Here is a 24,253-nt window from a genome sequence, read left to right on the forward strand (position 1 = left end):
GCTGGTCAAGCGGTAGGGGCTTCACAAACAGCTGGAACATATAGTGCTTCGAACAGTGCCCTTGCAAATGTTTTATTATCTAATGCGGGAAATGGAGTTCTCCAACTTACAGCCACTCAAAGTGGTGGAGCTGGTAACGAAATCATTGTAGGAAATAACGCAGAAGTAGCTGTAACTGAAACATATGGTAATGGGCGTTTAGAAGGAGAAAAGGTAGTTTCAGCAAAAGGTTTAGCTGATGGAGAACACAAGGTTACAATTGAAAATAAAGGTAAAATTGCTACAACAGGAACAGCTGCTGGTGGTTTTAATACCAATCCTACAGTGTCTATTGCAGCAAATGCTGATTTAGCTGAGGGAGATTATCGGTTAGTAAGTACTGGATCTCAAGATGAGGTCAATCTTGAAAAGAAAAATGCTGATGGAACATGGGGTGTAGTTTCTGCCGGAGCTATTGATGTTTCAGGTGGTTCAGGTACATTCTCAGTTGCTGGGAAAAATGTTACGATTACATTAGATAATTACACACCAAATGACTTTACAGCTGCAGCTGGAGCTCAAACATTAGATTTTACTGTTGGTACAAAATATGAAGCTACACTAACTGAAGCTGGTAGTGGTAATAAAGCAGGAAATGCTGTTGTTGTAACTAATGGTCAAGCAAATGTAAAATTAACAGCTAAAGATGGTATTGGTGAGGTTACTGTTAATATTGGTTCTTGGGACCCTACAAAGTTTGATAAAGATGAAAAAATTTCATTCTCATTTACTACTGCGCAAGGTTCTGGTAAAGAGGAAGTTGTCGGTGGAAAATTCGAAGCTACTTTCCAAATTGGAGCTAACTCAGGACAAAGCATGACAATTGAAATTGGTGACATGCGTTCAAAAGCACTCAAAATTAGTGGAACAGAATCTGCTGGAGAAGTAGAGGCTAAAAATGGTAAAACTGCTTCTTTCGTAGCAACTGCAAATGTAACAAATGGATCAAATAATGAAAACGTTGAGTTTGCTTTAGATATTTCTACACATGAAAAAGCATCTGCCGCAATTTCAGTTATCAACGATGCAATCGAAACAATTTCAGCACAACGTTCTAATCTTGGTGCATTCCAAAACCGTTTAGAGCACACAATCTCTAACTTAAGCAATGCATCTGAAAACTTAACTGCAGCTGAATCTCGTATCCGTGACGTAGATATGGCTAAAGAGGTAATGGAAATGACTCGTGCAAACATCCTAGGACAAGCATCTCAAGCAATGCTTGCACAAGCAAACCAAAAGCCTCAAGCAGTATTACAATTATTAGGTTAATCCTAATTAACAATTACAAAGGAGGCTCTAGCAATGCTGGGGTCTCCTTTTTTACATAAATGTGTGAGGGATTCCTATAGCGATTTTTAATATTGGAAAACACTCTTAACAGGCAGAAGTAATAATTGATTATTTACTTAAAGAATTTCATAGATAAAGATTAATAATCAGAAAGAAGGTACGACATGGAAAAATACATCGAAGTAATGAAAAAGTCCCTAGAACTTTCTGAAACGATTCTAGAAGGCTTGCGATATATCCAAAAGCTACTAAGTGAAGGAAAAAGTGAACAATCTGTTTTCATGTTTGAAGAAGTGTTACAAGCCTATGCAACCATTGAAAGAAACATTGAACCAGTTGTAAATGAGCTAAACAATGAAAGCATATCTGCTAAGCAAGCGGAATTCAGCCATACAGCCAACCTAGTTGTTACAGCCTACGAAGAAAAGAACTATGCTAAAGTAAAAGAAATTATTCAATTTACACTAGTACCACGATACAAAAGGCTGAAAGAAGAATTAGAACTAGCATTTAACCCATTCATTGTTTCCTAATTAATGAATATAACTACACAAGGAGGTATCATTATGGATATCGCATTACTCTCAATGGCATTAAGTCAAGGACAAGTCCAACAACAAGCTTCCATGTCGGTCATGAAAATAGCCATGGACCAAGCAGAAACAGGTGCTGATGGACTGACAAAAATGATGGCAACAGCTGATGTACAGGCACTCCAGCATGCAACTCAGCCACATCTGGGTGGGAATATTGATTTAAAAGGATAAAAGGAAATTCGAGTAGCCAAGGAGGTTGCTCTTTTTCATTTTGGTTTGGGGGAGGGAATAATTGATGAATACCGAACAACAAGAATTAATGAAGTTCCTAGAGCAGCAGCTAGAGTGGAGTAAAGATCGTTCAAAAATTTTAGATGCAATAAATGATAAGCTTCACGAGATGAAGGAGATCGCTGAATTTTCCCTTACTCATAACCTAAGTTTAAATGAAATTCATAAGCTCAATGAGCAATTGAATACTTTAAAAGATGAAGTTAAACATCTAGAGAAGCAATTGAATACAGTTGTTCATTAATGGCAACATGATTATGATAAAACACCTAATATGATAATTTATACAAAAAAGATTAGTACAATATCTCTTTTATTTATATGGAAATAGTAAACAAACAGAAAAGGAGTTTTCCCTTTGGCAGATAATAAGCTTTGTCCCAAGTGTGGTTCATTACTAATTGAAGATGCCAATGAAGAGTTGATTTTTGACGAAAGTGGCAATATGACTTTGGATGCTTTTCTGGCATTGGTTTGTACGAAGAAATGTGGGTTTTATGAACGTATCTGATCTAATTAAAGGATGAGTGATATGGAAAGAGAGATGGGTTCAATTTTTGAAAAGCTCTTAAGCCTTTATGAAAGAAATGACGTTCATATGAACGTTCCACTTGAAGATTTTACAACAGAGGTTTTGGCTGGTGTTTTGGGAAGTAACCAGGCTATAATCGATGGATTTGTGAATGAAGTATTGCATATTCCAGGCGATCATTTCCGGGTTGTCACACAAAAGTTTTACCCCCTAGATGATGATCGAAATTGCCGTGTAGATATGGTGTTTTATTCCGATACTAGTATTTGTTTTTTAGAAAATAAAGTGGATTCTACTGAGCATACGGGTCAATTAAGACGTTATGAAAAAGTGCTTAGTCAGTTGAAGGATCAAGATAAATACAAAGAAGTATACCTGCGTTATTGCACAAAAAACATCGAGGAAGTTAATCAACTATTTGAGATAGGCTTTCATTCTTTAAGATGGAATGATATTTATCGTTATCTTTCGTCGTACAATGACGATTCCCTTGTTCATGCATTCATACTTTATTTAGAAAGGACGAAATTAGTGAAAAGTGGAGAAATTAATAAAACTGATTTGTATGTAATGACACAAATGCAAGAAACGCTTCAGAAACTTGGTGAATGGATGGAGATAGTCAGCCTAGAGTTCAGCAAGCGTTTTGGTGATGCCACAGTGAAACCGGGAAATCAAGGAATGAAGGAAATTGCCGATTATAACCGATTTATTATTTCTCGGAAAAAGGCGTTTAGTACGGGAAGTAGTGAGTTGATAGCAGGGGTTACTTTTGATGAGAATGGTGGCCCGGCTTTATTTGTTCAACTATGGGGCAATAGGAATAATAGTAAATTTGAAGAGTTTCAGAAGCATATTGTTGAGAGAGAAGCCGTATTTGACCTCGTCATTGAAACGGATTCCGGACTTAGAGCAAGGTATTCGATCCCGCTAGAAGATGTCATTAATCAAAGCAATCCTGAAAAATGGATGCATAGGTGGTTCTGTGAACATTTAGATCTTGTAGAGGATTTTCTTCTAGAAACCTCTAATCTTGATTGGAATATTCAAATTCTTAGAAACGTCATTGCTCAGCAAGATGAAAAAACTTTTCTTCTTCAATTAGGAAGTGGCCGCGGGTAAATTCTGGACTTGAACAGTAAAATTGTCAACCCAGCGATGAACATCGATGCCATTTTAAAATTTGGCTATTGGGAGGATTGTGTGAATGAATATGAATGTGATGAATTGTTAAGAGGGATAAGACAGATTAAAACACAAGAATCAAAAGGATAACTTTTTGAAAGAAACAGTCTCTATAATTCTAAAAGTATATTAAAATGATTAATTTTTCTAAAAATAGCTGATTTCCATCCGATATAATTAAAAAGTGTTAAGGAGGGCCGATTATGCAAGTTACCTCGCAAGTGAAAACGGGTGTTCAGGGAATGCCCCAATACCAGAAACAGCCCGAAATGAACGAAATCAGCCGCAAGAATTTAGACACTAAACAACCACACACCTCAGAGAATGCATTAAATCCACAAACGAATGAAAAGGAAAAAGTTGAAGCTCAGATTGATGGTATTAATAAAGTATTGGAGTCGAATATGACCTCTCTGAAATTCAACCTTCACGAAGAGACAAATCGATACTATGTCGAGGTTCAGGACCAGAAGACAAAAGAAGTGATTAAAGAGATTCCGTCCAAGGAGTTTCTTGATTTGATGGCTAGAATTACGGAATATTCGGGGATTTTAATGGATACGAAGATTTAAGGGAGAAGGGTGATGAACTCTTCTTTTTCTTTTGGATTCGGACTTCAATTTTTTCAGCATTGGCCGATAACATAATTAAGAGTATGGACTGTAAATTGATAGTCTCCGAGATGAAAAGGGAGGATGGACATGGCAGGATTGAGAATTACCGGATTGGCGACCGGTATGGATATAGATAGTATTGTAAAGGATATGGTTCGGGCCCAGCGAATTCCTTTTGATAAGATGGGTCAAAAAAAGCAGACCCTTGAGTGGAAACGGGATAATTACCGCGAAATGAATACACTTCTTTTCTCATTAAGGGAAGAAACGTTGAAAATGCGTTTGACTTCAACTTATTTAACTAAAACCGCAACCTCCTCAAATGATAGTAAAATTTCAGCATCATCTGATCCAACTGCAGGAAATGCTAGCTATACTTTTAATAAAGTGGATCGTTTGGCTTCGGCTGCGACGAATGCTAGTGAGATTGCAATTTCTAAAGCTGGTGGAAAAATTGATCCTAAGGCTAGTGTTTACTCTTTGCAGGATAAATTCGCTGGATCTATGGATGCTTCTGAGTGGAAAACTACTGATGGAAATGGTTATAAAGAGACTGTCAAGGTAACGAAGGCAAGTAAGACTATAAGCCTATCTCAATTATCTGGAGGAATCATTGATAGTAGCAGTGTTTCTGGTACGGAAATTCAAATCATTAATGGTGATAAAACGAACGGAGATAAATTCAAGGTTATTACTGACAAATCAAAACTTGATGATTTAAAAGAGGATGAGGTATTTGTAAATACGGAAACCGGTCAGTTGACCTTCGGAAAAGAGTTAGCGGCAGGCAGTAGCTTTGATTTATCCTATAAATATAATAAAAAGGACACATTAACTGCTAGTACGGCAAAGAAGGAATTTAATTTATCAAATGCTGGGATTGCCAATGTCCAATCATTTACTGTTACCACTTATGAAAAAAATGCAGATGGAACGATTAAGAAAAATTCTAGCGGGAATTCAATTGTAAAACAGGTATACACCTATACGAAAGATGCGGATGGGAAATATAAAAGCTCACCTGCCGATAATGAAGTGACAATTGATGAAAACACCGGCAAATTGACTTTTGATAAAGATCTTGAACAAGGGGCAAAAATTGAGGCGGAATATTCCTATAAATTTTTCGAAATGAAAATGTCTTCCCATACTTCAAAAGGTCAAGTGACTGAGTCATTTAAAATTAATGCAGGAGATTCATTCAACTCTGTTTTAGACAAAATCTCCAAATCAGGCTTAGGTGTCAATGCCTTTTATGATGAATATGCGGATAAGGTGACTGTTACTCGAACGGAAACAGGCGACTACAATGCTAACGTTTATGGGGCGGATGGCACAACAATAACGACACGTAATGCAGAAATAAGTTTTATGAATGATCCATTTTTGAAAAATATTCTGCAGCTTCATGGGCGCAATGAAAAAGGCGGAGATGACGCTAAGTTTACGCTAAACGGCTTAGAGACAGGCCGACATTCAAACACGTTCACTGTTAACGGGGTTAATTTTACCTTAAAAGATGTTTCCAATTCTCCGATAACTATCGGGACCAAGACAGATACCGATAAAGTTTTTGAAAACATTAAAAGCTTTATTGACAAGTACAATGAAACCATCGATAAAGTTAATAAAAAAATCGGCGAAGAGTATTATCGTGAGTTTACCCCGCTTACAAAAGAACAGCGGGACTCAATGAGTGAAGATGAAATTAAAATGTGGGAAGAAAAGGCCAAAAGCGGATTGCTTCGAAGAGATCAAAAATTGTCGAATGGGTTGGATAAGTTAAGAAGTGATTTTTACGCATCGGTTAATTTTCAGGGAGATAGCCAATATAAGCAATTGAGTGCCATTGGCATCACCACAACGAATTTATATAATGTGAATAAAGGAAAATTAGAGATTAACGAGGCCAAGTTAAAAGAGGCTATTAATAATGATCCGGAAGGTATTTATAAGCTATTTGCAGCAGATAGTGAAAACTATTCAGAAAAGGGTATTGCTAGAAGATTAAGAGATTCGTTAACAACGACGATGCAAAGCATTGAGGAAACGGCTGGTAATGATTTGAAGACGAACAGCCAGTTTACGATTGGTAAGAACTTAGATGATTTGAATACGAGAATGAAGGATTTTGAAGGCAGACTTAAACAACTGGAAGACCGGTACTATAAACAATTTAATGCCATGGAACAAGCCATCCAAAAGATGAATCAGCAATCATCCTACATGATGCAGCAGCTAGGGATGGCAATGCAGCAATAAAAATGGGAGTGAAGCAATAAATGGCCATTAATAACCCATATCAAACGTATAAGCAAAACTCAGTAACCCAAGCCTCACCCGCAGAATTAACATTAATGCTTTATAATGGAGCATTGAAATTTATTAAGCTTGCTAAGCAAGGGATTGTGCAGAATAATATTCCGCTGAAAAATGAGAACATCCAAAAAACCCAAGCCATTGTCCAAGAGCTTATGGTAACGTTAAATACAGATGTTGGCCTGTCAGCGGATTTAATGAGAATGTATGATTACCTATTCCGTCAGCTTGTACAAGCTAATGTAACGAATAATGTCGCCATTCTTGATGAAGTTGAAGGGTTTATTGTGGAATTTCGCGATACGTGGAAGGAAATTATTCAGCAAAGCCGTCAGATGAATCATCAACAAGGTGGAAGAATTTAGTGAGCATTGTTAAAGAGCTTTATGAATCTACCTTGGATCTTTATTCTTTTTTACAAAAGTGGGATGGGAATAAGGATGGACGTGAGCAATATATTGAAAAGCTTGAGCACCTGTTAAATGAAAGACAATCGTTATTGGAGCAAATGAAGCCGCCGTTTAGTGATGAAGATAAACTGCTTGGGGCTGAAATTGCTAAATATGATGGGAAGATTAATATCTTGTTAAATGCGAAGTTGAACGAAATTAAAATGGATATTACTTCGTTGAAGCAAAAGAAACAGCAGCAAACCAAATACGAAAATCCTTATGCGGCTAGTTATGAGGATGGGATGTTTTTGGATAAGAAGAAATAATAATTGGACAGGGATGATCTGTCCTTTTTGTAATGGCACAATGCGACAGGCGAATAAAAACCCAAGTGAATACTTTTCACTTGGGTCATGGTTAAGTCGCGTTAGCGAGTATGTTCCGGCTGAAAAGCGAGTCAATCACTTACAAATCAATCCCTATCAAACACCAACAACCGGCTAAATATCGATTCTAAATCTATTTTTATACAAGAAAATAAGTCTGAACGAACAGTGTCATTTTTTCCATATGTGTGAGCGAGTATATATTTGTTGTCGGAAAGAATAAATTGATCGACATATAGATGGGTTGGGTCGGCAATCCAATATTCCTTGACGCCAAAGCGTTCGTAGACATTTTTTTTGCGGATTTTATCATTATTGCTAGTGCTAGGAGAGAGGATTTCGACAATTATGTCTGGGGCACCGATGATTTTTTTCTCCGTGACAATATGAAGATTCTCGTTGGCAATATAGATGAGATCTGGCTGACATTCGTTCTCATCATCAAATTTTACATCAATGGGCGAGGCAAGGACCAGTCCATCCGGTGCACAAGTATCCTCGAAACATTTCCATAGATAGGCGACTAATTGCTGATGTCTTATCGCAGGTGCAGCTTGGAAATCATAGCGAATGCCCTCAATAATTTCAAACCGTTCTTCTTTTTCATTATAGGGAATGGGGTTTTCCTTCACTTTCGTTTTTTTTGAAGACACCTTTTTTCATCCTCCTTCAATGTCATGTATCATCAGTATACAATAATTTAGTAAAAGATTCTTGTCACTCGGGGGTAATCCTACTTTAAATTATACGATATGAACAAATACATTTGATCAAGAAAAGCTTTATCCACCCCCATCACCGCAAATCCTTCACACAATCGACAATTTCAATAATTCTTTTTCCTGTACTAGCAGGAGTTTTATGGGGTAAAATAGAAATGTAAACATATAGTCTTTTTAATAAGACTTAGCGCTTTTTTAAAGGGGCTATTTCATTAAAGTGGCAACCCTAAAAAGCGTAAGCATTTGTAAATGAAAAGGAGGGGCTCACTTATGAATTTTAACATTCGTGGTGAAAACATTGAGGTAACTCCAGCAATTCGAGAGTATGTCGAGAAGAAAATTGCTAAATTAGAAAGGTATTTTACTGAAACTCCTGAATCAACTGTACATGTGAATTTGAAAACGTATCAAGATAAAAAGTCTAAAGTGGAAGTTACGATTCCGATGCCGAATCTAGTGCTTCGTGCGGAGGAAGTTCATGATGATATGTATGCAGCGATTGATTTAATCACTGATAAGCTTGAGCGTCAAATTCGTAAGCATAAGACAAAGGTTAACCGCAAGTTCCGTGAAAAGGGCAATGCACCAGCTATGTTCGTGACGCTGGACGATTCTGAAAGAACGCCAGTTGATGAGGATCAAGATCTGGAAGTGGTTCGCCAAAAGAGCTTCGATTTGAAACCGATGGATAGCGAGGAAGCCATCCTTCAAATGAATATGCTTGGTCACAGTTTCTATGTGTTTACAAATGCTGAGACAAGTCTAACTAATGTAGTATATAAGCGTAAAGACGGCCGCTATGGCTTGATTGAAGCTCAATAAGTATGAAAACCCCGCCCAGTTGCGGGGTTTTTTGGTGCCTTTTTTTAAAAAAATAGTCTAGTAAAAAATCATATATTTTAATAATTTGGTATAATTGGAATACTACGACTAAAAGGGTGTTGCAGATGAATGTGGATTTTCTATATCATCCCTATCCGTCTCAAAGAATGACGGTAATGGCGAAGCGAGGCATGGTGGCGACTTCTCAGCCGCTTGCTGCTCAGGCGGGGCTGGATATGCTCAAAAAGGGCGGGAATGCAATCGATGCCGCCGTAGCCACAGCAGCCGCATTGACGGTACTAGAACCGACCTCGAATGGCATTGGGGGCGATGCGTTTGCACTTGTCTGGACAAATGGAAGCCTGTATGGGTTGGATGCCAGTGGTCCGGCGCCTCAAAGCATTTCGATTGAAGCCATGAAAGCAAGAGGATTTGAGAAAATCCCTGCCCATGGGTGGATGCCGGTTACCGTGCCGGGTGCCCCTTCCGGATGGGCTGAATTATCGAAAAGATTTGGCCGGCTTTCTTTCCAGGAAGTTCTGCAGCCAGCGATTGACTATGCGGAAAGCGGCTATCCTTTGACCCCTGTCTTAGGGAAATATTGGGGGTATGCCTTTCAGAAGTTTAAGCAGGTATTAAAAGGCGAGGAATTTCAGCACTGGTTTGAAACCTTTGCACCTGATGGAAGAGCTCCGAAAATTGGAGAGCAGTGGCGCTCTGAAGATCATGCCACAACATTACGTTCTATTGGCGACACATATGGAGAGAGTTTTTACAGAGGGGAATTGGCTGAAAAAATTGATGCCTTTGCAAAAAAATACAATGCTTTTCTTTCTAAAGAGGATTTAGCTAAGTATAAAGCGGAATGGGTTACGCCTATAAAAGTCAATTACCGCGGGTATGATGTGTGGGAAATTCCGCCTAGCACCCAGGGGCTGATTGCGCTATTAGGTTTAAATATTGTAAGCGGCTACACTTTTGGTCACCGAGATTCAGTGGATACGATACATAAACAAATTGAAGCGATGAAGCTTGCTTTTACAGATGGAAAGGCCTATATTACCGATCCGAAAGAGATGAGGATTCAACTGAGTGAGCTGCTTTCGGCGGAGTATGGGGCACGAAGGAGAGCTGAAATCGGCGAGCAGGCGATCATGCCAAGGACTTATCAGCCAGCGAGCGGGGGGACGGTTTATCTGGCTACTGTCGATGATGAGGGCAATATGGTTTCGTTTATTCAGAGCAACTATATGGGTTTTGGGTCTGGTTTGGTCGTTCCGGGGACAGGCATTGCTCTGCAAAATCGGGGGTATGATTTCTCGCTCGATCCGAGTCACCATAATGCTCTAAAGCCTGGGAAAAAGACATTTCATACGATTATTCCGGGGTTTCTGACGAAGGGGAATCAAGCTGTTGGCCCTTTTGGCGTCATGGGCGGCTTTATGCAGCCTCAGGGGCATATGCAGGTGGTGATGAACACGGTTGATTTTCACCTTAATCCCCAGGCTGCCCTTGATGCACCAAGATGGCAATGGGTGTCGGATAAAAAGGTGCTGGTTGAGCCGCATTTTCCGGTCTCCCTCGCACAAGCGTTGATGAGAAAAGGGCATCAAATAGAAATGACAGTAGATTCCGGCGGATTTGGCCGCGGGCAAATCATTTGGCGTGATTTGGAGACGGGTGTGCTTATGGGGGGAACCGAATCCCGAACGGACGGGGCGATTGCGGTTTGGTAAACCGAATTATGTTTAGGCAATATGAGCGATTATTTTTGCATGTATGCGCGAAAACAAGAGAGATCAGGTAAGGCGTTTATTTTTAAAAAGAGGAGGAGTTACGATGACGTTTTCAATTGTTGGTTATGATCCAAAGGAGAAAGAATGGGGAATTGCGGTTCAGTCTAAATTTCTTGGTGTGGGGGCAGTTGTGCCGTTTGCAAAAGCCGGGGGTGGTGCGGTAGCCACTCAATCCTATGCGAATACTTCTTATGGCCCAAAGGCACTTGAATTATTTGCCCAAGGGAAAACAGCGCAAGAGGTAATGGATATTATTACGGAGAAGGATCCGCAAAAAGGGCTGCGCCAGGTAGGGATCATTGATGCGTTCGGGAACGCGGCTACCTTTACGGGTAAAGGCTGTTATGACTGGGCTGGGGGGATTACAGGTCCCCATTTTGCGGCGCAAGGAAATATTTTGGTTGACGAAAAAACGGTGCAAGCGATGGCGGAAACTTTTCAAAACGTAGAAGGAACTTTGGCTGAGCGATTGCTCGCGGCACTTGATGCCGGCCAGTCAGCAGGCGGGGATAGCCGGGGCCAGCAATCTGCGGCACTCCTTGTTGTGAAAGATAAAGGCGGCTATGGCGGATTTAATGATCGTTATGTCGATCTTCGGGTTGATGAACACCCGGAGCCGATTAAGGAGCTTATCCGCATTTACCAGCTACAGCAGCTTTATTTCGCTCCAGCTAAGGTGGAAAATATTGTTGAGGTTGAGGGAGAAGTAAAAGAGGCTGTTGCTGATGAATTGGTTCGTCTGCAATATTTGGATGCTAGGCATGACGATGAACAGCTATTTAAAGCGTTAACCACTTACATTCATACTGAAAACTTCGAAGCCCGTGAGCAGGCACAGGGGAAAATTGATTTGGATGTTTTGACTTATATGAGGAAGCAAGGAAAATAGCGGGCGGGTCATGCCGCTATTTTTTTCTGTCTGGAAGGTAGTGGAGGGTATATCAAAACTTACATAATTTTACCAATAAAAATATAGTTCATTTACAAGGGAACCAGCAAATAAACTTCGAATCAGCTAAAAATTTGGTAACAACAACCAGAAACGGCTATCCGCCAAAATCCCCTCCTCCCCCCAGAAGTTGTCACTCCCTAGTGAAAGTGGTAATATTAATAGGTATAAATATACGATTTCATGGGAGGATTCAGCCGATTGGCAGCGAATCTTTTTTTAAGCTAAAAGAACGAGATTTAAGCAGATTGAAATAGAAGGCTTTCACATTTCCTCCCATATCCAATATAAAGGAGCGTTTTTAATGCTTGGAATTTTAAATAAAGTATTCGATCAAAATAAACGCGAACTAAAACGCCTAACGAAAATAGCTGAACAAGTAGAGACTTATGCAGCAGATATGGAAAAGCTTTCAGACGATGAGCTCCGCGGGAAAACGGAAGAATTTAAAGCGCGCTATCAAAAGGGCGAGTCATTGGATGATTTGCTGGTAGAAGCTTTCTCGGTTGTAAGAGAAGGTTCCCGTCGTGTCCTTGGCTTATATCCGTACCCCGTTCAAATGATGGGGGGAGCGTCCCTGCATGATGGAAATATTTCCGAGATGAAGACAGGGGAAGGGAAAACCTTAACGGCTACGATGCCCGTTTATTTGAACGCCCTCTCAGGCAAAGGGGTTCATGTTGTAACGGTGAACGAATATTTGGCGAGCCGTGATGCGAACGAAATGGGCCAGCTGTATGAATTTCTTGGGCTCACTGTCGGGTTGAATTTAAATGGGCTGACGAAGGAAGAGAAGCAGGCTGCGTATGCTGCGGATATTACGTATAGCACAAATAACGAGCTTGGCTTCGATTATCTTCGTGACAACATGGTTCTTTACAAAGAGCAAAAGGTTCAGCGCCCGCTTTATTACGCGGTCATTGACGAGGTTGACTCGATTTTAATTGATGAGGCCCGTACGCCGTTAATTATTTCAGGTACTGCTCAAAAGTCAGCAGCCCTCTATATTCAGGCGAACGCTTTCGTACGTACGCTGAAAAAGGATGAGGATTATACGTTTGACGAAAAGACTAAAGGGGTTCAGCTGACAGAAGAAGGGATGACGAAGGCTGAGCGTGCTTTTGGCATTGAGAACCTGTTTGATATCAGTCATGTCACATTAAATCACCATATTACACAGGCATTAAAGGCTCATTCGAGCATGCATCTTGATGTGGATTATGTCGTTCAAGAAGGCGAAATTGTCATTGTTGACCAATTTACCGGCCGTTTGATGAAGGGGCGCCGTTATAGTGACGGGCTTCACCAGGCTATTGAGGCAAAAGAGGGCTTGGAAATTCAAAATGAAAGTATGACGCTTGCAACCATTACTTTCCAGAACTACTTCCGGATGTATGAGAAGCTTTCGGGGATGACGGGAACAGCGAAGACAGAGGAAGAGGAATTCCGCAATATTTACAATATGAATGTTGTCGTGATTCCAACTAATCGTCCGATTGCTCGTGATGACCGTGCCGATCTTATTTATTCATCGATCGATGGGAAATTCCGTGCGGTTGTGGAGGATATTGCGGAGCGCTACAAAAAAGGACAGCCTGTTCTTGTTGGTACGGTTGCGATTGAAACATCTGAAGTCATTTCGAAATATTTAACGAAAAAAGGTATTCGCCATAATGTATTGAACGCGAAAAACCATGGACGTGAGGCTGAAATTATTGCCAATGCAGGTGAACAGGGTTCTGTTACGATTGCGACAAACATGGCAGGCCGTGGTACGGATATTAAGCTGGGTGAAGGTGTTAAAGAAATAGGCGGCTTAGCTGTTATTGGAACAGAACGCCATGAGAGCCGACGGATTGATAACCAGCTTCGCGGACGTTCTGGTCGTCAAGGAGATCCAGGGGTTACGCAATTTTATCTTTCTATGGAAGATGAGCTCATGCGCCGTTTCGGTTCTGACAATATGAAGTCGATGATGGAGCGTCTAGGCATGGACGATTCTCAGCCGATTCAAAGTAAAATGGTTTCAAAAGCTGTTGAGTCTGCTCAGAAACGTGTGGAAGGAAATAACTTCGATGCTCGTAAGCAGCTTCTATCTTATGATGATGTCCTTCGCCAGCAACGTGAAATTCTTTATACACAGCGTAATGAAGTGTTGGAATCAGAAAATCTTCGTGAAATCGTTGAGAAAATGATTACGACTTCTCTAGAGCGTAATGTTGAAGCCTTTGCCCCTAATTCTGGGGACGATGAGGAATGGAACTACCAAGGTCTGGTTGATTATGTGATTGGAAACCTTCTGCATGAAGGAGACATCACGGTTAATGATCTTCGCGGCAAGGAATCTGATGAGATTGTAGATACGATTTTTGCAAAAGTAAAAGAACGCTACGATGAAAAAGAAGACATTCTTCAGCCAGAACAAATGCGTGAATTCGAAAAAGTTATCGTTCTCCGTGCTGTAGATTCGAAATGGATTGATCATATTGATGCGATGGATCAGCTTCGTCAAGGGATTCACCTCCGCGCGTACGGTCAAATTGATCCATTAAGAGAATACCAGCATGAAGGCTTCGCGATGTTTGAGCACATGATTGCTGCGATTGAAGAGGATGTAGCGAAATACATCATGAAGGCTGAAATTCGCAATAACCTTGAGCGCCAGGAAGTAGCAAAGGGTCAGGCAGTAAACCCTAAAGAAGATGGCGAAAAGGTGAAGAAAAAGCCAGTGGTCAAGCAACTCAGCGTCGGCCGCAATGACCCATGTATTTGCGGAAGCGGCAAAAAATATAAAAACTGCTGTGGGGTTAATGCATAACTGTCCACAGAATAAGGGCCGGCGAGCCGTTCAGAACAGCTTTGCCGGCCTTCTTGCGGTTTTTTTAAGCCAAAAATGGTAATTTTCATAAAATAGGTGTGAAATTTTTAATTGGAAACAGTATAATAAATATCATGTTTTTTAATGTAAGGGTAAATTGGTGATTGTTGGTTTAATGAGTGTTATGAATTCTTCATGGTGAGCGTTTTGGATGAGGTGCCACTTAAACGAGTGTTATGAACTCTTCATAGTGAGCGTTTTGTATGAGGAACCACCCAAACGAGTGTTATGACCTCTTCATAGTGAGCGTTTTGCATGAAGAACGGCCAGAATGAGTGTTATGAACTCTTCATAGTGAGCGTTTTGCATGAGGGGCCGCCCAAACGAGTGTTATGACTCCTTCATAGTGAGCGTTTTGCATAAGGAACCACCAAAACGAGTGTTATGAACTCTTCATAGTGAGCGTTATGCATGAGGGGCCGCCCAAACGAGTGTTATGACTCCTTCATAGTGAGCGTTTTGCATGAGGGGCCGCCCAAACGAGTGTTATGACTCCTTCATAGTGAGCGTTTTGCATGAGGGGCCTCCAAAACGAGTGTTATGACTCCTTCATAGTGAGCGTTTTGCATAAGGAACCACCAAAACGAGTGTTATGAACTCTTCATAGTGAGCGTTATGCATGAGGGGCCGCCCAAACGAGTGTTATGACTCCTTCATAGTGAGCGTTTTGTATGAGTACCCGCCCAAACGAGTGTTATGAACTCTTCATAGTGAGCGTTTTGTATGAGGAACCACCCAAACGAGTGTTATGAATTCTTCATGGTGAGCGTTTTGGATGAGGTGCCACTTAAACGAGTGTTATGAACTCTTCATAGTGAGCGTTTTGGATGGGGAAGCGCCATGATACTCATCATAGTAAGCGAATTGCAAATCAACAATTTTTTTAACAAAGCTATAATAAAAATAACAATACTAATATGAGGTGACGAAATTGGAATTAGCAGATATTCGACATGAGTTAGAAAAAGCAGCTAAGCGTTTGGCGGACTTTAGGGGGTCTCTTTGACTTAGAAAACAAAGAGGCACGAATTGCGGAACTTGATGATACGATGCTTCAGCCTGGTTTCTGGGATGATCAGCAGCAGGCTCAAGTGGTAATTGGAGAGCTTAATGGGTTAAAGGATCAGGTACATGAGCTGTATGATTTGAACGAAACGTATGAAAACTTGGAGTTAACGTACGAACTCGTTAAGGAAGAGGATGACCTGGAACTTCGGGAAGAGCTTGAGGCAGAGTTGAAAGAAATGTCCAAACGCTTCAATGAGTTTGAACTGCAGCTTCTTCTAAGCGAGCCATATGATAAAAATAATGCCATTCTTGAGCTGCATCCAGGTGCGGGCGGAACGGAATCACAGGATTGGGGTTCCATGCTGCTGCGCATGTATACGAGATGGGCTGAAAAGCACGGCTTTAAAGTTGAGACACTTGACTACTTGCCGGGAGACGAGGCTGGAATTAAAAGTGTCACCTTGAGCATTAAAGGCCACAATGCATACGGCTATTTGAAGGCGGAAAAAGGCGTGCACCGTTTAGTCCGTATTTCGCCATTTGATTCATCAGGCCGTCGACATACTTCCTTTGTATCATGTGAAGTGATGCCAGAGTTCAATGATGAGATTGATATCGATATCCGGACAGAGGATCTAAAGATTGACACATATCGGTCAAGTGGAGCCGGCGGACAGCACGTCAATACAACGGACTCTGCGGTAAGGATCACACATATCCCGACTGGAGTAGTCGTGACATGTCAAACAGAGCGTTCACAGATTAAAAACCGTGAGCGTGCGATGAAAATGCTTCAAGCGAAGCTCTATCAGAAGAAAATCGAAGAGCAGGAACAGCAAATGGCCGATATTCGCGGAGAGCAAAAAGAAATTGGCTGGGGCAGCCAAATTCGTTCTTACGTATTCCATCCATACTCGATGGTAAAAGATCATCGGACAAATACAGAATCTGGGAATGTGCAGGCCGTCATGGACGGAGAACTGGATTCATTTATTGATGCTTTCCTTAGATCAAAATTAAGTTAATAGAAAAAAGCCTTTGCTCGATTATTTGATCAGCAAAGGCCTTTTTGTTTATTTGGAATTTTGGCGTTTGCCTTTGTTGATTGTGAGGCAATTACTAGAAGTGGAATTTAGTGCGTACTGTTTTTCTTAGTACCAACAGTAGCGACCTTTAAATTTTCAGAAATAATTCGAAAGTTTTCATCATGCTGGTCTAATTTTGAATGGATATGCTTGAAATGGCTTCTAAACTCTGTAGCATTATTCTGAACCGTCTCCTCAAGTTTATAAAGTCTATGGTCAATCGAATCCAATCTTTCATCAACCGCATCGAATCTTCGGTCGATTGATTCAAATCTTTGATCCATCGCATCAAGTCTCCGGTCAACGGCATCAAATCTTTCATCAATCTTATCAAATCTCTTCGAATGATCCTTCAGTTGGTCTAAAATTTCATAAAGAATTTTCTCCATCTTTGTCCACCTCCTTTTTCGCGATTATACCACAAAGTAGGCAAAAAGGCCTTTAGGCTTTTTAATCATTCATAGTTTTAGTCAATCATCCACAACCTATTAAAAAACAACCCTCCAGATCATTTTACCGCGTTAAAACAGCAGTCTGATGGCATTTACACAACTATAACCTCATGCTATACTCACTGACGGCATTAGCTGCAATATCTGATTTTTACATTAAAAGGAGTTTTCCTATGACAAAAGCAAAACGTGATTTTTCACAGAACATAATATGGGAAACCATGCAAGAATACCTATCCATACTTATCGGTGCTGCAATTATTGCGATTACGTTTAATGTGTTTTTGCTGCCGAATCAGGTGGCGTCTGGTGGGGTAAGCGGGATTAGTACGATTTTGGCGGCGGTTGTGGGCTGGGAGCCGGCGTATGTGCAATGGGCGTTTAATATACCGCTCTTTATTGCCGGAATTGTGTTCCTTGGAAAGCAGTTTGGGGTGAAAACGCTGGCGGGAACGATTTTTCTGCCGTTTGTCGTTTTTCTGACAAAGGGGTTTGAGCCATGGACAAATGATCCGTTATTAGCCTCGCTATTTGGTGGGATTGGCGTGGGGCTTGGGCTGGGTATTGTTTTTAGAGGAAAGGCTTCAACTGGCGGAACCGATTTGGCTGCGCAAATTATTAATAAATACACGGGCATGACACTTGGGACATGTGTGGCGATTATTGACGGCTTAATTGTGCTGACTGCTGCGATTGTGTTTGATATTGAGAGGGGGCTTTACGCACTGCTGGCTCTCTATGTGACAAGTAAGACGATTGATATTGTTCAAATGGGAATGAAGCGTTCAAAGATGACGTTGATTATTACGGAAAATGAAAATGAAGTTCGTGAAGAAATCCTGAATAAAATTGATAGAGGTGTGACAAAACTAACAGCATATGGCGGTTATACCGATAATGAACGCCCGGTTCTCATGTGTGTCGTCGATCAGACAGAATTCACAAAGTTGAAACAATTGGTCAAAACCATTGATCCTGCTGCGTTTGTCGTGGTTTCGGATGCCTCTGAGGTGCTTGGGGAGGGTTTCAAACGGGTATAACATATTGGTATAATATAGCTGTAGTATGTAATTTTACCAGAGGGGGATATAATGGTGAAAAAGAAGCTTCTTGCATTATTAATGGGTACATCCCTAGTTCTTGCTGCTTGTGGCGGCGGTGGCGGTGACAAAGCTACTGAAAAAGAGGATACAGGTACCACAAACGGCGGTCAAACAACAACAGCTGGAGATGGCGATGCTCAAAAGCTATACGATCAAAAATGCTCAAGCTGTCATGGTGCAAACCTTGAAGGTACTGTAGGTCCTAAGCTTTCTGATGCTGGGTCTCACCTATCCAAAGAAGATATTGAAAAGATCATTGCTAATGGACAAGGTGCAATGCCAGGAGGCCTTCTTAAAGGCGATGAAGCAACACAAGTTGCTGATTGGTTAGCTGCTAAGAAGTAATAGCTACGAGAGAAAACGTTCTGTTTTGTAGACAGAGCGTTTTTTTTATTTCCCTTCAAGCCCCATTTTACAGAGTGAAAAGAAAATGTAATAATTTTTCAAGGTAATTAGACAACCGATGATGTTATAATGGGAAAGTGTAAATGAAAAAGGTGTCTTGTTTTACGTTTTTTTGCTGTCGAATTTTAACGAATGCTGTTTGATTAAGGCCGAGCGGTCACTCAATCGAAACTTTAAGAAAATATTAGGTGATGTAAATGATAGAAATGCATGATGTATTTAAAAAGTACCCAAATGGAGTAGTTGCTGCAAATGGGATTGATGTGCATATCAAGCCGGGAGAGTTTGTGTATGTCGTAGGCCCGAGCGGTGCGGGGAAATCAACTTTTATCAAAATGATGTATAGAGAAGAGAAGCCGACGAGCGGAACGATTACAATAAATGGCGTAAACCTTGGGAAGTTAAAGGCGAATAAGGTCCCTCTTCTTCGTCGTAATATTGGCGTAGTCTTCCAGGACTTTAAACTGCTGCCGACACTATCTGTTTATGAGAATGTTGCTTTTGCGCTAGAAGTGACAGAGGAACAGCCTAAATATATTAAGAAACAGGTTATGGAAACGCTGGAGCTTGTGAATTTAAAGCATAAAGCCCGTATGCTGCCAACTGAATTGTCTGGTGGGGAGCAGCAGCGTGTGTCGATTGCGCGTTCCATCGTCAATTCTCCGAAGGTTGTCATCGCAGACGAGCCAACGGGAAACCTTGACCCTGACACATCATGGGAAATTATGAACATCTTTGACGAAATTAACACGAGGGGCACGACTGTCGTGATGGCTACACATAATAAGGAAATCGTAAATACGATTAAGCACCGTGTTATCGCCATTGAGGGCGGAAAGATTGTTCGTGACCAGCAGAGAGGTGATTATGGCTATGAAAGCTAGAACAATGCGCCGTCACCTAAGAGAGAGCTTGAAGAGTCTTGCGAGAAACGGTTGGATGACTTTTGCGTCTGCGAGTGCTGTAACGGTAACACTTATTTTGGTCGGAGTTTTCTTCGTCATTATGATGAATTTGAATAAAGTGGCAACCGATTTAGAGGAGCAAGTGGAAATCCGCGTCCATATCGATGTGGCTGCCAATGAACAGGACCAGAAGATATTAGGGGAAAAAATTGAAAAAATTTCAGAGGTAAAATCCGTTGTTTTTTCTCCGAAAGATAAAGAGCTTAATAATCTGATTGAAAGCTTCGGAGAAGAAGGGGAAGCCTACAAGCTGTTTGAACAGGACAATCCGTTAAATGATGTCTTCGTTGTCAAAACGACGAAACCTTCTGATACGATGATGGTTGCGAAAAAAATTGAAAAAATGGAATACGCGGCAAAGGTTAAATATGGCCAAGGGAAGATTGAAAAGCTCTTCTCCTTTATTAAGAACAGCCGAAATGTCGGGATCGTTCTGATCGTAGGCTTGTTGTTTACGGCCATGTTCCTCATTTCCAATACAATCAAAATTACCATTGTCGCTAGAAGAAGAGAAATTGAGATTATGAGATTAGTAGGGGCCACCAATGCCTTTATCAGATGGCCATTCTTCTTGGAGGGCTTGTGGCTAGGTATCATTGGAGCCATTCTGCCAATCATTCTCGTTACGTTCTCGTACTATTATCTATATGATTTCCTTGCACCGAAGCTGAAAGGGAATTTTATCGAGATTCTCGCTTTTAACCCGTTTGTCTATCAAATTTCCGGGTTGCTTCTCCTCATGGGCGCATTGATTGGCATTTGGGGCAGTATGATGTCTGTTAGAAAGTTTTTAAAAGTATAGGAATTTACGAAGGAAGGGGCCATTGGCTTCTTCCTTTTTGCGTTAAACCCCGCCTCTCATAAAACTCTCATAACCCGTCCACTTTCGTCATATATTGAATTATTAAGGCATCCCTAACTATTTAAGAAGGCTTCATTATTTTTGGAAAAAAAAAGCAAAGGCATTCGCCTTCCCGAAATTTTCACCAGGGTGTGTAGCGAATAGAAAGGAAGATGGGATGAATAGAAAATGGATGGCGTTATTTTTGACTGGTTCACTTCTGACGGGGGCTGGCGGGACATATGCGGGCATGAAGTGGTTGAGCCAAGGTACCGTGCTAGAGAGAATTGAACCTTCTCAAATGGAAGAGGGAAATTTCCCATCAGCAACTGGAAAAAGTGATTTAACAAAGGTAGAGCAGGCATATAGTCTTATTCTTAATAGCTATGTTGAAAAGGTTGGAGAGCAGCAGCTAGTTGAAGGAGCGATTCAAGGCATGCTTGCGACCCTTGCAGATCCGTATTCCATCTATATGGACAAGGAAACAGTCAAACAATTCAATGAGACGCTTGAATCCTCCTTTGAAGGAATAGGTGCAGAAGTAGGCATGGAGGATGGAAAAATTATTATTATTTCCCCTTTTAAAGAATCTCCTGCAGAAAAGGCAGGATTAAAGCCGCATGATCAGATATTGAAAGTGGATGGGGAAAGCTTAAAAGGATTGGATCTTTTCCAGGCAACCTCCAAAATCCGCGGTAAAAAAGGAACGAAGGTGAAGCTGGAAATTGCGCGCAATGGATTAAAGGAGTCGCTTATTGTTGAGGTGAAGCGTGACGAAATCCCGCAAATTACGGTGTTTCCAGAAATGAAAAAGCAAAATGGGAAAAAAGTCGGCTATATCGAAATAACATCCTTTTCAACTGATACAGCTCCAGAATTTGAAAAAAGCCTTAAGTCATTAGAGGAAAAAGGGATGGAAGGCTTAGTCATAGATGTGCGCGGGAATCCTGGTGGGCTCCTAATATCAGTAGAGAAAATTTTGAAAGAGCTCGTCACAGATGAAAAGCCTTATATTCAAATAGAAAAGCGCGAAGGTGAAAAGAAAAGATATTATTCCAGCTTAAAGAAGAAAAAGGAATACCCGATTGCCGTGCTAATTGATAAAGGCAGTGCGTCAGCTTCAGAAATTCTGGCGGGTGCCCTAAAAGAAGCGGAAGGATATGCGCTCGTCGGAGAGAATACATTTGGCAAAGGGACTGTTCAGCAGCCGGTACCGATGGGGGATGGCAGCAATATTAAATTAACTTTATATAAATGGCTGACGCCAGATGGAAATTGGATTCATAATGAAGGGATCAAACCGACTTTGGAAGTAAAGCAGCCGAAGATTTTTTATACACATCCGATTCAAATTAGTAAAGCTCTTGAGAAAGATATGAACAATGAGCAAGTGAAAAACGCACAGGAAATGCTCGAGGGCTTAGGCTATGGGCCAGGTCGCAACGATGGATATTTCAGTGAATCTACAGAAACGGCCGTACGTGCTTTCCAGAAGCAGCACGATCTAAAACCAACCGGAGCCATCGATAAAAAGACAGCCTCCGCACTCGAACAAGCGGTTATTGCCGAAATGAAAAAAGAAGAGAACGACATGCAGCTGCAAATGGCGTTGCGGCTTGTGGCTAGATAATAAGTGAAGTTTTGAAGTGTGAAAAACGGATTAAATAACTTACAAAGAAGCATGGTGAATTCGCCATGCTTCTTATATTTCTTTGTAGGTATAAAATTATAAGCGGAGAATTTCCGTCTAATGTATATAGTGGATGCATAAGAGGCAGATATAAGCGGAGCAATTCCGGTTAACTGCTCTAAAAAGGCAAAAATCAATCGATTTGGATAAGATAACCGGAAAAACTTCCTTTATTTTTAAGGAAATAGGGGTATTTCTCAATTTAAGCGGAATTTCTCCGTTTATTTTTCAAACAGAGTAAAATCACAAACGGTATTTATATGAAAAATTAAAATGACCAATAAGAATCCCTTTTCAAAAATATAGCAATAGGCTTTAAGAGGACATTTTGATAGAATATAGAGTAATAGGTTAATTTAGCAATTTTTTTTAACTAATAGGTTCATTTCATTCCTATATTACGGTTGAGATGCATTCACAAATGATTATTTTACATACTTGCTCAAGTATTTTTCTAATAAAGGTAGGTGGCTAAGTTGGCTCTGGAATGGCTTTTTGAAATATTGAAGGGGATGGGTAAGCTTTTTCTTCACCCTGTTTTCTATTTTCTTTTCTTTATGGCTGCGGTATTGGGCGTTTCTCGGGTGAAGCGGGAGAGAAGGAATTTCCATGTTCGCGCGGAGAATGCCTATTTTGAGCTGAGGCAGCTGCTCCCGTTGGGCATTTTAGCGGGACTGGGGCTGTCACTCGTTTCGATTGTGGCAGGACTTGTCATTCCAATGGAAACAATCCTATATACGGCGATCCTAACGATCGTTTGGAGCATTACGACAAGAATTCGCTGGATGTCGCCGGCCTATACGCTTGGCTTTGCTTTTTTTGTGACTATATTTGCGGCAGAACTCCCGTGGAAGCTGCCGGGGTTTTTAACTTCTATTACGGATTCGGAACAGACGATTTTTCCATCAATTGCTGCCCTTCTTGCACTTCTTCTAATCGGGGAAGGCATCCTTATTTCCCGGAATGGCAGAAAGGGGTCGTCTCCTAAGCTAATCAATAGCAAACGCGGTCAGAGGGTTGGCGTTCATGAGGTGAAGCGGCTCTGGATGCTGCCTATGTTTCTTCTCGTTCCGGGAGAGGTGCTGCAGACCCCTTTTGAATGGTGGCCAGTCTTTACGTTCGGCGGCAGCACGTATTCCCTTATTCTTGTACCGTTTGCTATTGGCTTTTTCCAGCAGATTCAGGGCAAGCTGCCAGCTGAAGCTGTGAAGTCAGTCGGTGGAAGGGTAATCGCTCTTGGCATATTTATTGCGCTTGCATCCATTTCAGGCTACTGGTATCCGCTTGCTTCCATTGCGGTGGTGGCGCTTGCGATTATTGGACGTGAAATGATTACGTTAAGACAGAGAATAGCGGAGGAGAATCTCCCGTTCTATTTTTCAAAAAGAAATCAAGGGGTTCTTGTCCTTGGGATTATCCCTGGATCTCCAGCGAATAATATGGCTTTACAGGTGGGAGAGCTCATTACGAAGGTAAACGGCCTCGCTGTCCATGACAGAAACAGCTTCTATCAGGCACTTTTGAAAAACCGCGCCCATTGTAAGCTGGAGGTGCTCGATGTGAATGGTCAAATCCGCTTTGCGCAAAGGGCCTTATATGAAGGGGACCACCATGAGCTTGGGATTTTCTTTGTGCAGGATGAGAAGAAAAAGGGCAGTGAGGCGGTATAATTACTGTGATTTTTTCATGAATCTGAGATTCATTTCATGATTCATGAGGTTTTTTTCATAATTTGTGAGAATTCTCCATGCTAATCTTTATTATAAATATCTAATAATTCATAAGAAGAGAATCCATTTTTTATCACGCTTTTTTCAAAATGGATTTTCTTTTTTTCTACTAACAACACTTGGCAACTATTGATCAACCTTTTTTCAAAGTTACATATGGCTTGAGTAAATATTATATATTTGTTAAAGGCAATATTGATAATTGTTGTTAGGGGTGACA

23 protein-coding genes and 1 pseudogene are annotated in these 24,253 nt (G+C 41.0%); 22 read left to right on the plus strand and 2 right to left on the minus strand.

Annotation, left to right across the window (positions count from 1 at the left end):
- Window positions 1–1,035 precede the first annotated feature (1,035 nt).
- The 11 genes and pseudogenes from AR328_RS23445 to AR328_RS04105 all read left to right on the plus strand — a co-directional run.
- Window positions 1,036–1,311: pseudogene (locus AR328_RS23445) on the plus strand (flagellin); the annotation flags it as partial.
- 185 nt (window positions 1,312–1,496) lie between these two features.
- Entirely contained in the window at window positions 1,497–1,865 is a 369-nt protein-coding gene (locus AR328_RS04070) for a hypothetical protein (RefSeq protein ID WP_066290399.1), read from the plus strand.
- A gap of 33 nt (window positions 1,866–1,898) precedes the next feature.
- The gene (locus tag AR328_RS04075; RefSeq protein ID WP_066290400.1) at window positions 1,899–2,099 is read left to right on the plus strand and encodes a YjfB family protein; all 201 of its coding nucleotides are present in this window, start codon (window positions 1,899–1,901) and stop codon (window positions 2,097–2,099) included.
- Window positions 2,100–2,163: 64 nt separating this feature from the next.
- Entirely contained in the window at window positions 2,164–2,403 is a 240-nt protein-coding gene (locus AR328_RS04080; RefSeq protein ID WP_066290401.1) for a hypothetical protein, read from the plus strand.
- Between the two features lie 114 nt (window positions 2,404–2,517).
- On the plus strand, window positions 2,518–2,670 hold the full coding sequence (locus AR328_RS22480; protein ID WP_156422644.1) for a hypothetical protein: 153 nt from the start codon (window positions 2,518–2,520) through the stop codon (window positions 2,668–2,670).
- A 21-nt stretch (window positions 2,671–2,691) separates the two neighbouring features.
- Window positions 2,692–3,813 (plus strand): PD-(D/E)XK nuclease family protein, encoded by a 1,122-nt coding sequence (locus AR328_RS04085; protein ID WP_066290403.1) that lies wholly within the window; start codon window positions 2,692–2,694, stop codon window positions 3,811–3,813.
- Window positions 3,814–3,822: 9 nt separating this feature from the next.
- Complete coding sequence (locus AR328_RS22485; protein WP_156422645.1) at window positions 3,823–3,966, plus strand: hypothetical protein; 144 nt, start codon at window positions 3,823–3,825, stop codon at window positions 3,964–3,966.
- A 113-nt stretch (window positions 3,967–4,079) separates the two neighbouring features.
- On the plus strand, window positions 4,080–4,448 hold the full coding sequence (locus AR328_RS04090; protein ID WP_066290409.1) for a flagellar protein FlaG: 369 nt from the start codon (window positions 4,080–4,082) through the stop codon (window positions 4,446–4,448).
- 129 nt (window positions 4,449–4,577) lie between these two features.
- Window positions 4,578–6,752: a flagellar filament capping protein FliD gene (gene fliD, locus AR328_RS04095; protein ID WP_066290413.1), complete on the plus strand. Its 2,175-nt coding sequence runs from the start codon at window positions 4,578–4,580 to the stop codon at window positions 6,750–6,752.
- A 20-nt stretch (window positions 6,753–6,772) separates the two neighbouring features.
- A complete protein-coding gene (gene fliS, locus AR328_RS04100) occupies window positions 6,773–7,174 on the plus strand; it encodes a flagellar export chaperone FliS (protein WP_066290416.1) in 402 nt (133 codons plus the stop codon).
- Window positions 7,174–7,527, plus strand: a complete 354-nt coding sequence (locus tag AR328_RS04105; protein WP_066290421.1) for a hypothetical protein — start codon at window positions 7,174–7,176, stop codon at window positions 7,525–7,527. The genes fliS and AR328_RS04105 overlap by 1 nt, the downstream gene beginning before the upstream one ends.
- Window positions 7,528–7,673: 146 nt before the next feature.
- Here the strand turns inward: AR328_RS04105 and AR328_RS04110 are convergent, their stop codons facing one another.
- Entirely contained in the window at window positions 7,674–8,240 is a 567-nt protein-coding gene (locus AR328_RS04110) for a Uma2 family endonuclease (protein WP_066290428.1), read from the minus strand.
- Window positions 8,241–8,579: 339 nt separating this feature from the next.
- Between AR328_RS04110 and hpf the strand changes: the two genes are divergently transcribed.
- The 5 genes from hpf (at window position 8,580) to prfB (ending at window position 16,787) form a co-directional block, all read left to right on the plus strand.
- Entirely contained in the window at window positions 8,580–9,131 is a 552-nt protein-coding gene (gene hpf, locus AR328_RS04115) for a ribosome hibernation-promoting factor, HPF/YfiA family (RefSeq protein WP_066290431.1), read from the plus strand.
- 125 nt (window positions 9,132–9,256) lie between these two features.
- The gene (locus tag AR328_RS04120; protein WP_197414414.1) at window positions 9,257–10,867 is read left to right on the plus strand and encodes a gamma-glutamyltransferase family protein; all 1,611 of its coding nucleotides are present in this window, start codon (window positions 9,257–9,259) and stop codon (window positions 10,865–10,867) included.
- A 103-nt stretch (window positions 10,868–10,970) separates the two neighbouring features.
- Complete coding sequence (locus AR328_RS04125; protein WP_066290433.1) at window positions 10,971–11,816, plus strand: DUF1028 domain-containing protein; 846 nt, start codon at window positions 10,971–10,973, stop codon at window positions 11,814–11,816.
- A gap of 364 nt (window positions 11,817–12,180) precedes the next feature.
- Complete coding sequence (gene secA / locus AR328_RS04130; RefSeq protein WP_066290435.1) at window positions 12,181–14,694, plus strand: preprotein translocase subunit SecA; 2,514 nt, start codon at window positions 12,181–12,183, stop codon at window positions 14,692–14,694.
- 991 nt (window positions 14,695–15,685) lie between these two features.
- Window positions 15,686–16,787 (plus strand): peptide chain release factor 2 gene (prfB, locus tag AR328_RS04135; RefSeq protein ID WP_156422646.1). Its coding sequence is split into 2 segments (ribosomal slippage): window positions 15,686–15,757 and window positions 15,759–16,787, totalling 1,101 coding nucleotides; the frame shifts between segments, so codons are not numbered across the junction.
- A 107-nt stretch (window positions 16,788–16,894) separates the two neighbouring features.
- On the opposite strand, the gene AR328_RS04140 is transcribed toward prfB, so the two are convergent.
- The gene (locus AR328_RS04140; protein ID WP_066290441.1) at window positions 16,895–17,236 is read right to left on the minus strand and encodes a hypothetical protein; all 342 of its coding nucleotides are present in this window, start codon (window positions 17,234–17,236) and stop codon (window positions 16,895–16,897) included.
- Window positions 17,237–17,520: 284 nt separating this feature from the next.
- Here AR328_RS04140 and AR328_RS04145 point away from each other — a divergent pair, with 284 nt between their 5' ends.
- From AR328_RS04145 to AR328_RS04170, 6 genes are all read left to right on the plus strand, one after another.
- Window positions 17,521–18,339: a YitT family protein gene (locus tag AR328_RS04145; protein ID WP_442854430.1), complete on the plus strand. Its 819-nt coding sequence runs from the start codon at window positions 17,521–17,523 to the stop codon at window positions 18,337–18,339.
- A gap of 54 nt (window positions 18,340–18,393) precedes the next feature.
- Window positions 18,394–18,747, plus strand: a complete 354-nt coding sequence (cccB, locus tag AR328_RS04150; protein ID WP_066291897.1) for a cytochrome c551 — start codon at window positions 18,394–18,396, stop codon at window positions 18,745–18,747.
- Between the two features lie 257 nt (window positions 18,748–19,004).
- Window positions 19,005–19,691 carry a cell division ATP-binding protein FtsE gene (ftsE, locus tag AR328_RS04155; protein WP_066290445.1) on the plus strand — a complete coding sequence of 229 codons (687 nt, stop codon included), beginning with the start codon at window positions 19,005–19,007 and terminating at the stop codon, window positions 19,689–19,691.
- Window positions 19,681–20,574 carry a permease-like cell division protein FtsX gene (ftsX, locus tag AR328_RS04160; protein WP_066290451.1) on the plus strand — a complete coding sequence of 298 codons (894 nt, stop codon included), beginning with the start codon at window positions 19,681–19,683 and terminating at the stop codon, window positions 20,572–20,574. The genes ftsE and ftsX overlap by 11 nt, the downstream gene beginning before the upstream one ends.
- Before the next feature lie 217 nt (window positions 20,575–20,791).
- Entirely contained in the window at window positions 20,792–22,243 is a 1,452-nt protein-coding gene (locus tag AR328_RS04165; RefSeq protein ID WP_066290454.1) for a S41 family peptidase, read from the plus strand.
- A gap of 536 nt (window positions 22,244–22,779) precedes the next feature.
- Window positions 22,780–23,973, plus strand: coding sequence for a PDZ domain-containing protein (locus AR328_RS04170; protein WP_066290461.1), 1,194 nt, complete (start codon window positions 22,780–22,782; stop codon window positions 23,971–23,973).
- The last annotated feature ends 280 nt before the right edge of the window (window positions 23,974–24,253 follow it).

This window comes from Bacillus sp. FJAT-29937, assembly GCF_001509555.1.
Classification (GTDB): domain Bacteria; phylum Bacillota; class Bacilli; order Bacillales; family Cytobacillaceae; genus Cytobacillus.